At 65.2% G+C, this 16250-nt stretch carries 2 protein-coding genes (1 of these 2 only partly in view); both read left to right on the top strand.

The genetic code is table 11. From position 1 onward, the window contains the following. Window positions 1-3768: the 3' portion of an amino acid adenylation domain-containing protein gene (locus tag ACMTA2_RS22770; protein WP_413791872.1), read on the top strand. Its footprint begins 7308 nt before the window's first position; the window shows 3768 of its 11076 coding nt (coding positions 7309-11076); its start codon lies beyond the left edge, outside the window; the stop codon is at window positions 3766-3768. Continuing rightward, entirely contained in the window at window positions 3768-16250 is a 12483-nt protein-coding gene (locus ACMTA2_RS22765; RefSeq protein ID WP_413791871.1) for a non-ribosomal peptide synthase/polyketide synthase, read from the top strand. Before ACMTA2_RS22770 ends, ACMTA2_RS22765 begins: the two co-directional genes overlap by 1 nt.

Genomic DNA, 16250 nt, shown 5'->3' with positions numbered 1-16250 from the left:
GAAGAGCTGTTCGCCAATGTCGACCTGACCCGCACAGTGGGGTGGTTCACCAGCCTGTTCCCGGTCCGGTTGTCGCCGGCCGTGAAACTGGCGGATTCGATCAAGTCGATCAAGCAAGGGCTGCGGACGATTCCCGACAAAGGCGTGGGCTTCGGTGCGCTGCGTTACCTGGGCGACGACGCCAGTCGGGCGGCCCTGGAGGCGTTGCCGGTGCCGCGCATCACCTTCAACTACCTCGGCCAGTTCGATGGCAGTTTCGATCAGGACCAAGGTGCCTTGTTCAGCCCGGCCAGCGAAAGCGCCGGTGACGAACAAAGCCCGCTGACCACCCTGGGCAATTGGCTGACGCTCAACGGCCAGGTGTTCGATGGCGCGCTGCGGTTGGGCTGGACGTTCAGTGCGCAACAATTCGAGCCGGCGACCATCCAGGGATTGGCCGATGACTACGCCCGTGAGCTGGCGCTGTTGATCGCCCATTGCTGCGACCCGACGAGCCAGGGCGTGACGCCGACGGATTTCCCCCTGGCCGGCCTGACCCAGGCGCAACTCGATGGCCTGGCGTTGTCGGCGCGCGGGGTGGAAGACCTTTACCCGCTGGCGCCGATGCAGCAAGGCATGTTGTTCCACAGCCTGTACGAAGCGGGCAGTGGCCAGTACATCAACCAGATGTGCCTGGACATCGAAGGCCTCGACCCACGGCGTTTCGAGGCGGCCTGGCAAGCGGCGGTCGATGCCCATGACAGCCTGCGCAGCAGTTTTATCTGGCAGGGCAGCGAGCGCCCGGTGCAGGTGGTGCACAAGCAGGTGCGCGTGCCGTTCACCTCGCTGGACTGGAGCGCCCGCGCCGATGTCAGCCAGGCCCTGGCCGAACTGGCGGACGCCGAGCGCGAGCAGGGTTTCGACCTGGCCTGCGCCCCGTTGCTGCGCCTGGTGCTGGTGCGCACCGCTGAGCAGCGATATCACCTGATCTATACCCATCACCACATTTTGATGGACGGCTGGAGCAACTCGCAGTTGCTCGGCGAGGTGTTGCAGCGCTACGACGGCCAGGCCCTGCCACGCCAGGCCGGGCGGTATCGGGACTACATCGCCTGGCTGCAAGGCCGCGACGCCCAGGCCAGTGAAAGCTTCTGGCTGACGCAATTGCAAAGCCTGGAGGCGCCGACCCGTCTGGCCGAGGCCCGTGTCGCGCCGTTGCAATCGGCATCGCAAAGCAGCCACGCCAGCCACTATCACGACTTGACGCCCCAGCAGACCCAACGCCTGAGCGAGTTCGCCCGCCAGCAGAAGGTGACGCTCAATACCGTCGTCCAGGCGACCTGGCTGTTGCTGCTGCAGCACTACACCGGGCACGCCACCGTGGCCTTCGGCGCCACCGTGTCGGGGCGTCCGAGCGAGCTCAAGGGGGTCGAGCAGCAGATCGGCCTGTTCATCAACACCCTGCCGGTGATCGCCAGCCCGCGCCCGGAGCAAGCGGTGAGCGCACTGCTGCAACAGCTCCAGGGTCAGAACGTGGCCATGCGCGAGCACGAGCACACGCCGCTGTTCGAGATCCAGCGCTGGGCCGGGCAGGGCGGTGACGGTTTGTTCGACACCTTGCTGGTGTTCGAAAACTACCCCGTGTCCCAGGCCCTGCAAGAGCAGGCGCCCTCAGGCTTGAGCTTCGGCAGCGTGGCCAGCCAGGAACAGACTAATTTCCCATTGACCCTGGCCGTCAATCTAACTGACATCCTGAGTCTGCACTTCACCTATGCCCATGCTGCCTTCCCTACACACACCGTCGAGCGCCTGGCTGAGCAGGTGGCACACGTGCTCGCGCAGATGGTGAGCCTGCCGGCCGGTGGTTGCGTGGGCGACATCCAACGGCTGGATGAGGTGACCCGCGACAGGCTGCTGCACGACTGGAATGCCACCTCGGTGGTGGAACCGCCTCGGCGCCCGGTTCATCAATGGATCGAGGCCCAGGCCCGAAGCACGCCCGATGCGGTCGCCCTGGTCAGCGAGCAGGAGACGCTCACCTACGCCCAACTCAATGCCCGGGCCAATCGCCTGGCCCATGGCTTGATCGAGCGCGGCATCGGCCCCGACGTGCTGGTGGGCCTTGCGCTGTCGCGCAGCGTGCAGATGGTGGTCGGCTTGCTGGCGGTGCTCAAGGCCGGCGGCGCCTACGTGCCACTGGACCCAGCCTATCCCCGGGATCGCCTGGCGTACATGGTCGAGGACAGCGGCATCGCCTTGCTGCTCACCGAGACCGATGTGCTGCCGCTGTTCGGCGACGCTGCCGTGACCGCGCTGCTGTTGGATCAGCCCGGTCAATGGCTGGCTGGCTACAGCGAGCGCGACCCTGGCGTGGCCATCGACGGCGATAACCTCGCTTATGTGATCTACACCTCTGGCTCCACCGGCAAGCCCAAGGGCGTGACCCTTCGTCATGCCGCCCTGAGCAACCACATGGCGTGGATGCAAGGTTGCCTGAAACTGACGGCCGCCGACCGCGTCCTGCAAAAAACCGCGATCAGTTTCGATGCCTCGGTCTGGGAGTTCTGGCTGCCGTTGATCAGCGGCGCGCAACTGGTGCTCGCCAGCCCGCACCTGAACCTCGACCTGACCACCCTCTGGGCCGACGTGGCGCGGTGGCGCATCAGCGTGCTGCAAATGGCGCCCTCGCTGTTGCAGGCCTTGCTGCCACTGGCGACCCGCGAGCAACTGGCCTCCCTGCGCCTGCTGCTGTGCGGTGGCGAAGCCCTCAGCGCGCACCTGTCGCGCCAGGTCATGGCGCTGTTCGATGGCGAACTGCGCAACCTGTATGGCCCGACCGAAGCGACCATCGACACCAGCAGCCATGCCGTGGTGCGGGGCAGCGAAGACGACGCCGAGCGGATCATCGCCATTGGCCGTCCCATTGATAACGTGCGCACCTACGTGCTGGACGCGGCGTTACAGCCTTGCGCCGTGGGCGCCGTCGGCGAGTTGCACATCGCCGGTGATTCCCTGGCCCGTGGTTACCACCAACGACCGGCACTGAGCGCCGAGCGCTTCATTCCCGATCCGTTCGCGCCAACCCCAGGTGGCCGCCTGTATCGCACCGGTGACCTGGCCCGTTATGGCGCCGACGGGGTGATCGAGTACCTCGGCCGGATCGACCACCAAGTGAAGATCCGTGGCCTGCGCATCGAGTTGGGGGAAATCGAAGCGCGCCTGCAGGCCGATGCCGATGTGCGCGATGCGGTGGTGCTGGCGCGGGACGACGTGAGCGGGCCGAACCTGGTGGCCTATCTGGTCGGCCAGGACAGCCCTCTCGACCAGGGCAGCCTGGGCGAGCGGCTCAAGGCGCGACTGGCGGCCCAGGTGCCGGACTTCATGGTGCCGACCCATTGGGTCTTCCTCGACCGCTTGCCGCTGACCCCCAACGGCAAGCTCGATCGCAAGGCCTTGCCGGCACCGGACACCCGTGCCCTGCAACCGGCATACCTGGCACCGCAGAGCGACCTCGAATGCCGGGTCGCGGCCGTCTGGCAAGACGTGCTCAAGGTCGAGCAGGTCGGGCTGGGCGACGACTTCTTCGAGCTGGGCGGGCATTCGTTGCTGGTGGTGAGCGTGGTCTCGCGCCTGCAACTGGAACTGGGCCTGACCTTGACCCCGCAACTGATTTTCCAATTCCCGGTACTCGGCGCGTTCGTGGCGCAACTCGAGCCTGCCGGCGAACCCATGAGTACGTCGAAATTGAGCAAGCTTGAAGCGCTGCTCGATGAATTTGAGGAGGTTTGATGGACACCGCTGTCGCACAACGTATTGCCAGGCGCTTCATAACGCTGCCGCTGGAAAAACGTCGCTTGTACTTGCAGAAGATGCTCGAAGAGAACGTTTCCCCGGCGAACTTGCCGATCCCGCCTGTCAGTGCCGAGTTCGACACACTGTCGTTGTCCTTTGCCCAGGAGCGCCAATGGTTCCTCTGGCAGCTGGACCCCGAGAGCGCGGCCTACCACATGCCTACGGCCCTGCGCTTGCGCGGGCCGCTGGACATCGCTGCGCTGGAGCAGAGTTTCACGGCGTTGGTGGCCCGTCACGAGAGCCTGCGCACCACCTTCCAGACCCATGGCGAGCAGGTCGTGCAGCAGGTGCACGCGGCGGCACCGGTGCGTTTGCAGGCAGACACCTTGGAATGGTTGCCGGACCAGACGCAGCTGCGCCAGTTGATCGAAGGGGAAACCCGCCAGCTCTTCGACCTGCAACAGGGGCCGCTGCTGCGCACGCGCCTGCTGCGGTTGGCGGCGGATGATCATGTGTTGATCGTGACCTTGCACCACATCGTTGCCGATGGCTGGTCGATGCAGGTGATGGTCGAGGAACTGGTCAACGGCTACGCCGCCTTCAGCCAGGGCCGCGCGCCGGAACTGCCGGCACTGCCGATCCAGTACACCGACTACGCCATCTGGCAGCGACACTGGATGGAAGCAGGCGAGCGCGAGCGTCAGTTGGCATACTGGATTGCACGCCTGGGCGGCCAGCAACCGGTGCTGGAACTGCCAACCGACTTTCCGCGTCCGGCGGTGATGAGTTATCGCGGCGCGCGGCTGGAACTGGCCATCGACGCGGCACTGGCCGGCGACCTCAAGCACATGGCCCAGCGCGAAGGCGTCAGCCTGTTCATGCTCCTGCTGGCCTCGTTCCAGGCGCTGCTGCATCGCTACAGCGGCCAGAACGATATTCGCGTCGGCGTGCCGACGGCCAACCGCAACCGGGTCGAGACCGAGCGCCTGATCGGCTTTTTCGTCAACACCCAGGTGCTCGACAGCGATGTCCAGAGCCAGGATTCGTTTGGCGCCTTGCTGCAACAAGTGAAACAGACAGCCTTGGGCGCCCAGGCTCACCAGGAGCTGCCGTTCGAGCAACTGGTCGAGGCGTTGCAGCCTGAGCGCAACCTGAGCCACAGCCCGCTGTTCCAAGTGATGTTCAACCACCGGACCCAAGGCCCGGCGGGCGAGGGACCGGTCGGTACGTTGAAAGTCGAGGAACTGCGCTGGGATTCGCACACGGCGCAATTCGACCTGACCCTGGAAACCGTGGAGCACAGTGAAGGGCTTTCGGCAGGGCTGATCTATGCCACCGACCTGTTTGGCGCCGAGACAATCGCGCGCCTGGCCGGGCATTGGCAGAACCTGTTGCGGGCGATCGTAGCCGACCCGGCGCAGCGCATCGGTGAATTACCGTTGCTCGACGCGGCCGAGCGCCAGGCCCAGCTCGACAACAGCCAGCGCCCCCCGATGCCCGCGCCCGAGGCGGGTTTTGTTCATCGACTATTCGAAAGACAAGCGGCGCGCACCCCGGACGCCCCGGCGCTGGTGATCGACGGCGAGCGCTGGAGCTACGGTCAACTCAATGCCCGGGCCAATCAGTTGGCGGGAAAGCTGCAAAGCCTCGGCGTGGGCCCCGATGTCCTGGTCGGCATTGCCGTGGAACGCAGCGCGCACATGCTGGTGGGCCTGCTGGCGATCCTCAAGGCCGGCGGCGCCTACCTGCCGCTGGACCCGGCGTTCCCCCAGGAGCGCCTGGCCTACATGATCGAAGACAGCGGCATCGAGTTGCTGCTGACCCAAAGTTCGCTGCTCGACCCGTTATCGCTGTCCTGTGGGAGCGAGCTTGCTCGCGATGGCGGTGGTTCAGTCAATGATGATGTCGAGTGTGCCGACGCTATCGCGAGCAAGCTCGCTCCCACAGGGTTCGGTGGTGTGAATACGTTGGTGTTGGACCAAGAGGGTGACTGGCTCGACGGCTATGCCAGCGAGGCACCGGCGACGGACCTGGATGCGGAGCACCTGGCCTACGCGATCTACACCTCCGGCTCCACCGGCAAGCCCAAGGGTGTGATGGTACGCCACGGCGCGCTGACCAACTTCGTCGCGAGCATGGCCCAGGCGCCGGGCATGACGGTCCAGGACCGGGCGTTGTCGCTGACCACGTTCTCGTTCGACATTTTCGGCCTGGAAATCTACGTGCCGCTGATGGTCGGCGCGTGCATCGTGCTGACCGGCCAGCACGTCGCCCAGGACCCCTGCGCGGTGTTGGCGCTGATCGAGGCCGAGCAGGTCAACGTGGTGCAAGCCACGCCGTCGACCTGGCGCATGTTGCTGGACAACGAAAGCGCCGACGGGCTGCGCGGCTGCAAATGCTTGTGCGGTGGCGAGGCGCTGCCCCAGGAACTGGCCGTGCGCATGCTCGCCCTCGGCGGTGAAGTGTGGAACCTCTACGGCCCGACGGAAACCACCATCTGGTCGGCCTTGCACCCGTTGCAAACCCAGGCCGCGCAACCCTGGCTGGGCGGCCCCATCGACAACACGGCGCTGTACATCGTCGGCGCCGACCTGATGCCGGTGCCCTATGGCGTGGCCGGTGAATTGCTGATCGGCGGCCAGGGGCTGGCCCGTGGTTATTTCCAGCGTCCGGCGCTGACCGCCGAACGTTTCGTGCCCCATCCATTTGTCGCCGGCGAGCGCCTGTATCGCACCGGTGACCTGGCGCGCCAGCGTGCCGACGGCATCCTCGAATACCTTGGGCGCATCGATCATCAGGTGAAGATTCGCGGGTTCCGCATCGAACTGGGAGAAATCGAAGCGCGCCTGCTGGAACAGGACAGCGTGCGCGAAGCGGCGGTACTGGCCCAGGAGGCACCGGGCGGCCAGGCGTTGGTGGCGTACATCGTTCCAACCGCCGAACTGAATGATCTGGACGCCGCCCAGAGCGCTTTGCGCGACAGCCTCACGGCCCGGCTCAAGGTCAACCTGCCCGACTACATGGTGCCGGCCCACATGGTGTTGTTGCCACGCTTGCCGTTGACACCCAACGGCAAGCTGGATCGCAAGCAGTTGCCCAAGCCCGATGCCAGCCAGTGGCAGAAAACCTATGCCGCGCCGCAGACACCCGTGCAGCAGGCGGTGGCGACGATCTGGGCCGATATCCTCAAGGTGCCGCGGGTGGGCCTGGACGACAACTTCTTCGAACTGGGCGGCCATTCCTTGCTCGCCACCCAGGTGATGTCGCGGATTCGCCAGCAACTGAATATCCAGGTCCCGTTGCGCCTGTTGTTTGCCCATAACAGCCTGCGAGCGTTTGTCGAGGCCATGGGGACGGCATCGGCGCACGATGAGCCGGGCATCCCACGCATTCCTCGCGACCAGCCGCTGGCGCTCTCGTTCGCCCAGCAACGGCAGTGGTTCCTCTGGCAACTGGAACCCACCAGCAGTGCCTACCACATTCCGACGGCCCTGCGTTTGCGCGGCGCCCTCGACCGTGCCGCGCTGCAACAGAGCTTCGATGCGCTGGTGGCGCGTCACGAGAGCCTGCGTACCCGCTTCGTGCTCGACAATGAGCGTCCTCTGCAAGTGATCGACGAACCAGCGCCGCTGGCCCTGGCGGTGGAATCGTTCGAAGCCAGCGTCGATGAACGTACCTTGCGCGGCTTGATCGAAGTCGAAACCCGGCAACTGTTCGATTTGCAGCGCGGTCCGTTGCTGCGGGTCAAGTGGCTGCAACTGGGCGCTGAGGACCATGTGCTGATCCTGACCCAGCACCACATCGTGTCCGACGCCTGGTCGATGCAGATCATGGTCGACGACCTGCTGCAGTTGTACGCAGGTTTCAGCCAGGGCCAGCCCGTGGCGCTGGCACCGCTGCCGATCCAGTACGCCGACTACGGCCACTGGCAGCGGCAATGGCTGGCGGCGGGGGAGCAGCAGCGTCAACTCGACTACTGGATCGAGCAGTTGGGCGGCGAGCAACCGATTCTCGAGCTGCCGACCGACCATCCGCGTCCGGCCCAGCAAAGCTATCGTGGCGCACGGCTGCCCATCGTCATCGAACCGGCCCTGGCCGAAGGCCTCAAGCGCTTGGCCCAGCAACACAACAGTACGCTGTTCATGCTCTTGCTCGCCGGCTTCCAGACCTTGCTGCACCGCTACAGCGGCCAGGACGACATCCGCGTCGGCGTGCCGATCGCCAACCGCAACCGGGTGGAAACCGAGCGTCTGCTGGGCTTCTTCGTCAACACCCAGGTGCTCAAGGCCGACATCGACGGCAACCTGCGATTCGACCAGTTGCTCGATCAGGTCAAGCAACGGGCCCTCGGCGCCCAGGCTCACCAGGACCTGCCGTTCGAACAACTGGTGGAGCGGTTGGAACCGGCGCGCAACCTGAGCCACACGCCACTGTTCCAGGTGATGTTCAACCATGCCAGCGATGCCCGCCGGGACCTGTCGGCGTTGCCGGGCCTGAGCCTGGAGCAACTGACCTGGGACTCGGGCACCGCCCAGTTCGACCTGACCCTGGACACCTTCGAGTACGCCGATGGCCTCAGCGCCGCGCTGACCTATGCCAGCGACCTGTTCGAACCGAGTACCATCGCCCGCCTGGGTGAGCATTGGCTGAACCTGTTGCGCGCCATTGTCGCCCACCCGACCCAGCGCATCGCCGAGCTGCCGATGCTGGACGGCGCGCAGCGGCGCCTGATCGTCGAGGACTGGAACCGCACCTACGCCGACTACCCGAACCACCTCCCGGTCCATCATTTGATCGAAGCCCAGGTCGAGCGTGACCCCCACGCCGAGGCACTGGTGTTCGAAGGGCAATCGCTGAGCTATGCCCAGCTCAACGCCCGGGCCAACCGGTTGGCCCACGCCTTGATCGAGCGCGGCGTCGGCCCGGATGTGCTGGTGGGCATCTCGGTGCAGCGCAGTGTGGAAATGGTGGTCGGGCTGCTGGCGATCCTCAAGGCCGGTGGCGCCTACGTGCCGCTGGACCCGGAATACCCGCCGGAGCGCCTGGCCTACATGATCGAGGACAGCGGCATCGAGTTGCTGCTGACCTGTGGGAGCGGGCTTGCTCGCGATAGCGGTGGTTCAGTCAATATTGATGTTGACGGTGAGGGCCTTATCGCGAGCAAGCTCGCTCCCACAGGAGGGGGCGGTGTCACCACGTTGCTGCTGGATGGGGACGACGACTGGTTGCGGGACAAGGCCACCGACAATCCGCCTGCCCGGGCCGTGGCGCAGAACCTGGCCTATGTGATCTACACCTCCGGCTCCACCGGCAAGCCCAAGGGCGCCGGCAACAGCCATGGTGCGTTGACCAACCGCTTGTGCTGGATGCAACAGGCCTATGGCCTGGAGGCCGGCGACAGCGTTTTGCAGAAGACGCCGTTCAGTTTCGATGTATCGGTCTGGGAGTTTTTCTGGCCGTTGATGACCGGCGTGCGCCTGGTCGTCGCGGCACCGGGCGATCATCGCGATCCGCAGAAGCTGGTCAGCCTGATCGAACGGGAAAGCATCACCACCCTGCATTTCGTGCCATCGATGCTGCAGGCGTTCGTGCTGGATGCCAACGTCAGTCGTTGCACCCGCCTGACCCGCATCGTCTGCAGCGGCGAAGCCCTGCCGGTAGATGCACAGCAACAGGTGTTCGCCAAGTTGCCCAATGCCCGGCTGTATAACCTGTACGGCCCGACCGAAGCGGCCATCGACGTGACCCATTGGACTTGCCGCGACGAAGGACGCGATGCGGTGCCGATTGGCGAGCCGATTGCCAACCTGATGACGTACGTCCTCGACGATGAACTGAACCCGGTGCCGAGCGGCGTCAACGGCGAGCTGTACCTCAGCGGCCAGGGCCTGGCCCGCGGTTATCACCGCCGTCCCGAACTGACCGCCGAGCGTTTCGTCGCCAGCCCGTTCGTGACCGGCGAGCGGCTGTACCGAACCGGTGACCTGGCGCGCTATCGCCCGGACGGGGTGATCGACTACATCGGTCGGATCGACCATCAGGTGAAGATCCGCGGGTTCCGCATCGAATTGGGTGAGATCGAAGCGCGCCTGCTTGAACATGCGGCGGTGCGAGAAGCGGTGGTGGTGGCCCAGGACAGCCGCAGCGGCAAGGTGCTGAGCGCCTACGTGGTCGTCCAGGCCGGTGAGGCCAGCGACTGGCCGCTGTTGCGCGAAGCGCTGCTGGCCCATTTGCGCCTGAACCTGCCGGAGCACATGGTGCCGACGCACCTGACCCGCCTGGAACACATGCCGCTGAGCCCGAACGGCAAACTCGACCGCAAGGCGCTGCCGGCACCGGACCTGGCCGAGCGCCAGGAAGCATTCACGGCTCCGGTCAACGCCATCGAGCGGGCACTGGTGGACATCTGGCAAGGGGTGCTCGGCGTCGAGCGGGTGGGCACCGCCGATAACTTCTTCGCCTTGGGCGGCGACTCGATCAACTCGATCCAGGTGGTCAGTCGGGCGCGTGCCCAAGGCATCGGCCTGACCCCCAAGGACCTGTTCCTGCACCAGAACATCCAGGCCCTGGCGCGGGTCGCCACGGCGGCCGATGAAGGCGTGGCCGACCAAGGCCCGGTCACCGGCGACAGCCTACTGGTACCGATGCAGCATTGGTTTTTCGCCAATGATATCCCGCACCGCGACCACTGGAACCAATCAGTCCTGCTGACCCCGCGCGAACCCTTGGACATCGCCCATCTGCAACAGGCCCTCCAGCACGTGGTGGCCCACCACGATGCCCTGCGCCTGCGGTTCACCCAGGCCGACGATGGCCGCTGGCGCGCCAGCCATCAGGCCGTGGATAAGCCGCCGCTGGAGATCTGGCAGCGCACCACGCAGGACGCCGCCGAGATCATCGCCATCGCCGACCAGGCCCAACGCAGCCTCGACCTGCAACATGGCCCATTGCTGCGCTGCAGCCTGATCGCGGTGCAGGACGGCAGTTCGCGTCTGCACCTGGCGATTCATCACCTGGTCATGGACGGCGTGTCGTGGCGAGTGCTGCTGGAAGACCTGCAAAACGTCTACCGCCAACTGCGGGCGAACCAGGCGCCGGCCTTGCCGGGCAAGTCCACGGCGTTCAAGGCTTGGGCCGCTCAGTTGCAGGACTACGCCCACAGCGAAACCCTGAACAAGGAACTGGATTACTGGGTCGGGCAACTGGACCAGCCCCTGCCGCCGTTGCCACGAGCCCGTCCCGAGGGCAGCCAGGCGGCGGCCCATGGCCGTTCGGTGAGCACACGCCTGGACGCCACACAGACCCAGCGTTTGCTCAAGCAGGCGCCGACGGCCTATCGCACCCAGGTCAACGATTTGCTGCTCAGCGCACTGGCGCAAGTGGTCTGCCAATGGACCGGGCAACCGGCCTGCCTGGTGCAGCTCGAAGGCCATGGCCGTGAAGAATTGTTCGAGGGCATCGACCTGAGTCGCACCGTCGGTTGGTTCACCAGCCTGTTCCCGGTGTTGCTGACGCCGGCCAGCGACCCCGCCGAGTCGATCAAGCGGATCAAGGAACAACTGCGGGCGGTGCCGAACAAGGGCCTGGGCTACGGCGTCCTGCGTTACCTCGGGGCCGAAGCGGTCCAGCAGCGGTTGGCAAAACTGTCGCCAGCGCGCATCACTTTCAACTACCTGGGGCAGTTCGACCAGAGCTTCGATGAGCAGGCGCTGTTCGTGCCGAGTGAAGAGGGCAGTGGTGCGGGGCACGGCGATGACGTGGCGCTGGGCAACTGGCTGACCATCGATGGCCGGATCTTCAACGGCCAGTTGACCCTCGACTGGACCTTCAGTGGCGATGTTTTCGACGCGGCCACGCTCCAGTCGTTGGCCGATGCCTATGCCGTGGCGTTGCAACAACTGATTGATCACTGCTGCACCGACGGGCACTTGGGCCTGACACCTTCGGACTTCCCGCTGGCGCGCCTGAGCCAGGCGCAACTCAATGGCCTGCCGGTGCCCGTGGCGCAGGTGGAGGACATCTATCCGCTGTCGCCGATGCAGGACGGCATGCTGTTCCACACCCTGGCCGACGACAGTTCCGGCTTGTACATCAACCAGATCAGCCTGCCGGTGCATGGCCTGGACACCGAGCGTTTCGCCCGGGCCTGGACGTCGGTGATCGAGCGCGAGGACATCCTGCGCACCAGTTTTCACTGGCAGGATGGCCTGAGCGCGCCGGTGCAAATCGTCCATCGCCATGTCGAGTTGCCGTTGCAGATTGAAGACTGGCGTGGACAGGACATCAGCGAGCAGGCGATCAGTGCCCGGGCGACCGCCGACTACCTGGCCGGTTTCGACCTGAGCCGCGCGCCTTTGCAACGGGTGTTGTTGCTGCGCCTGGAAGACGATCGCTATCAGATGATCTGGACCTGCCATCACATCCTCATGGACGGCTGGAGCAGTTCGCGGTTGTTCGGTGAGGTGTTGCAGTTCTACGCCCATGGGCAGGTGCCAAGCCGCAATGGTCGCTACCGCGAGTTCATCGAATGGCTGCACCGCCAGGACCAGAATGCACTGGAACGCTTCTGGCGCAGCCGCCTCGACACCTTGGAACAGGCGACCTCCCTCAACCAGGCAATGTTCCCGCGGCATGTCGAGGCACTGCCGGGGCACGAGGCGCTGTATTCGCGCTGGGACGTGGCGCAGACCGCTCGCCTGCAACAGGCCTGCCGCGCCTTGCAGATCACACCCAATACCTTGATCCAAGGGGCATGGCTGCTGTTGCTGCAACGCTTCACCGGGCAGAACACCGTGGTCTTCGGCGCCACCGTCGCCGGGCGTCCGGCGGGGCTGGTCAACGCCGACAACATCCTCGGCCTGTTCATCAACACCTTGCCGGTGATCCAGACCCTGGACCCCGAGCAGCCGCTGGATCAATGGTTGCAACAGTTGCAGGCCTACAACCTGGACCTGCGTGAGCATTCCCATGCGCCACTGGCGGATATCCAACGTTGGTCGGGCCTGGGCGGGCAGGGTTTGTTCGACAGCATCATCGTGTTCGAGAACTACCCCATCGACGAACGCCTGGGCGACCAGCGGGACACCGGCCTGAGCTTCGGCGAGTCGCGCAATCATGACGTGACCAACTTCCCGATGGACCTGGCGGTCAACCTGGGTGAAACGCTGTCCATCGAGTACCTGTTCCTGCGCAACGCCTTCAGCGTCGAAGCGGTGGAACGAATCCGCCGGACCCTGGAAGACACCTTGGAGGCGATGATCCATGCGCCCCACGCGTGCCTGGGCAACCTGCAGCGCTTGTCGCTGGAACAGTGGCAGGCCTTTGCACAATGGAGTGCGGCGCTGAACGCCTGCTATCAGGCGCAGTTGCTGCCGGAGCTGATTGGCCGGCATGCCCAGTCGCGTCCGCAGGCCACGGCGCTGGTGTGTGGCGACGACTCGCTGGACTATGGCGAACTGGAGCGTCGCGCCAACCGCCTGGCCCACCGCTTGATCGAACTCGGCGCTGGCCCGGAAGTGGTGGTCGGCGTCGCCCTGGAGCGTTCGGTGGACATGGTCGTGACGCTGCTGGCGGTGATGAAAAGCGGTTCGGCGTATGTGCCGCTGGACATCGATTATCCACCCGAGCGCCTGGCGTTCATGATCGAAGATTCGGCCATGGCACTGTTGCTGACCCACAGTCGGGTGCAGGCGCGCCTGCCGCAGCTCGACGGTCTGGCGCGCCTGGCCATCGACGGTTTCGACAGCCGTGGCTACAGCGATTTGCCGCCCCACAGCGGTTTGCTCGGCGGCAACCTGGCCTACCTGATCTACACCTCGGGTTCCACCGGTCGACCCAAAGGTGTCGCCGTGGCGCACGGGTCGATGAGCATGCATTGCCAGGCCATCGCCGGGCTGTACGACATGGACGAACACACCCGCGAACTGCATTTCATGTCGTTCGCCTTCGACGGCGCCCATGAACGCTGGCTGAGCACGCTGTTCAGCGGCGGTACCCTGGTGATTCGCGACGGCGCGCTGTGGACGCCGGAGCAGACCTTCGACGCCTTGCACCGCCACGGCATTACCATCGCCTGCTTCCCGCCGGCCTACCTCAAGCAACTGGCCGAATACGCCGCCAACAGCCCACTGGCGCCACCGCCTGTGCGGGTGTACTGCTTCGGCGGCGATGCGGTGCCGGACCAGACCTTCGAGCAAGTGAAGGCGGCGCTGCGTCCGCAATTCTTCACCAACGGCTACGGCCCGACTGAAACCGTGGTCACGCCGATGCTGTGGAAGGTGCCGGCCAGCGAACGTTGCGAAGCCGCCTACGCGCCGATCGGGCGTGCGGTGGGTGAGCGCGCCTTGTATGTGCTGGACGACAACCTCAACCCGTTGCCGCCGGGCATTGCCGGCGAGTTGTACATCGGTGGCGCGGGTATCGCCCGGGGTTATCACCGTCGCCCGGACCTGAGTGCCGAGCGCTTCGTGCCGGATCCGTTCGGCCAGCCGGGTGATCGCCTGTACCGCAGCGGCGACCTGGTACGCCAGCGCGTCGACGGCGTGCTCGATTACGTCGGCCGTATCGACCACCAGATCAAGGTGCGGGGGTTCCGCATTGAACTGGGGGAAGTGGAGGCCAGCCTGCGGCAACTGGACGACGTCAGCGATGCGGTGGTGATCGCCCGCGACAGTGCCTCGGGCAAGCAGCTGATCGGCTACGTGGTCACCCCCGACGGCGTGGCCATCGGCGATCGGCTCAAGGCCGAGCTGCGGGCGCAACTGCCGGACTACATGGTGCCGGCCCAGGTGATCTGCCTGGAGGCGTTGCCGGTCACCCCGAACGGCAAGCTCGATCGCCAGGCCTTGCCGGAGCCGGAGTTCAAGGGGGCCGAGTATGTGCCGGGGCGTAACCGCGATGAGCAACTGCTGGCCGAAATCTGGGCCGAGGTGTTGCAAGTCGAGCGGGTGGGCATCACCGACAATTTCTTCGAGTTGGGCGGTGACTCGATCCTCAGCCTGCAAGTGGTCTCGCGGGTGCGCAACCATGGGGAGCTGAAGATGGAGCTCAAGCTGCGGGACCTGATGCGCGGCCAGACCATCGAGGCGATTTTCGACCAGCGTTCGAACACGTTTGCCGTAACGGTCGAGGACGTGACCCAGGTGGCCGCCGAAGGGCAGTTCAACCTGATTCCGATCCAGCAATGGTGGTTCGACCAGCGCATGAGCGAGCCCCATCATTACAACCAGGCGTTGATGCTGCGGGCCCGCCAGGGGTTGAACCTGACGGCGCTGGAATTGGCCTTGCGCGGCATGATGCAGCAGCACGATGCCTTGCGCCTGCGTTTCAGTGAGGTTGGCGGGCGTCACCTGCAGCATTACCAGGCGTTGGAGGAGATGCAGGCCCAGTGGGCCGACGAGCCTTTGCTGTGGCAGCACAGCGTGGCCGATGAAGCTGAGCTGGAGTTGTACGCCGAACAGGTGCAACGCAGTCTTGATGTGCACGACGGGCCGGTGTGGCGCACGGCGCATGTGACCCTGGGCAGCGGTGAAGTTCGCGTGCTGATGGTGATTCATCACCTGGTCATCGACACGGTGTCGTGGCGTTTGCTGCTGCAGGATTTGCAGACGGCTTATGCGGCCTACAGCGACGGCCAGACGCCGAACCTGCCGATTCGCACCAGTAGCTACCGGGCCTGGGCCGAGGGCCTGCAAGCCTATGCGCGGGACTATCCGGCGCAGGAAAAAGCCTGGTGGCTGGAGCAGATCGACCAGCCGGGCAGCGAGTTGCCGTGTGACAACCTGCGGGGCAAGAACCAGGTGCAGTATCAGTCGGTGGCGCATTTGAGCCTGTCGGAGCAGCACACCCAGCAGTTGCTCAAACAGGTGCCGGCGGTCTACCAGACGCAGATCAACGATGTGTTGCTGGCGGCGCTGAGCCGTGTCTTGTGCCGCTGGAGCCAGCAGCCGTCGGTGCTGATCCAACTGGAGGGGCATGGTCGCGAGGACCTGGTCAAGGACATCGACCTGAGCCGCAGCCTGGGCTGGTTCACCAGCATGTTCCCGGTGCGCCTGACCCCGAGCCATGAAGCCGACATCGGCACATCGGTGCGGGCGGTGCAACGGCAGTTGGCCGCGGTGCCAAACAAGGGATTGGGCTATGGCGTGTTGCGCTACATGAGCGGCGAACCGATGGCCACCACCTTGGGCCACGCGCCCCAGGCACGGGTAACGTTCAACTACCTGGGGCAGTTCGACCAGAGCTTCGACGACAAGGCGTTGCTGGTGCCGGCGGCGGAAAGCTACGGCAGCTGCTACAGCCCCCATGCCGCGCTGGGCAACTGGCTGGAAGTGGTGGGGCAGGTGTACGACGGGCGACTGGCGCTGCGCTGCATCTTCAGCACCCGCCGCTACCGTGCCGAGACCGTCGAGGGCTTGATGCGCGCGTACCAGGAGGAACTGGAAGTGTTGATCGAGCACTGCGTGGCGCAGGCGGCCTGA

This window comes from Pseudomonas medicaginis (assembly GCF_965119365.1).
GTDB lineage: Bacteria > Pseudomonadota > Gammaproteobacteria > Pseudomonadales > Pseudomonadaceae > Aquipseudomonas.
This window is presented reverse-complemented; position numbering and strand designations above follow the sequence as displayed.

Excerpts from the sequence above, each read along its gene's own strand:
- ACMTA2_RS22765 (WP_413791871.1), top strand. The coding sequence starts at position 3,768 with ATGGACACCGCTGTCGCACAACGTATTGCCAGGCGCTTCATAACGCTG.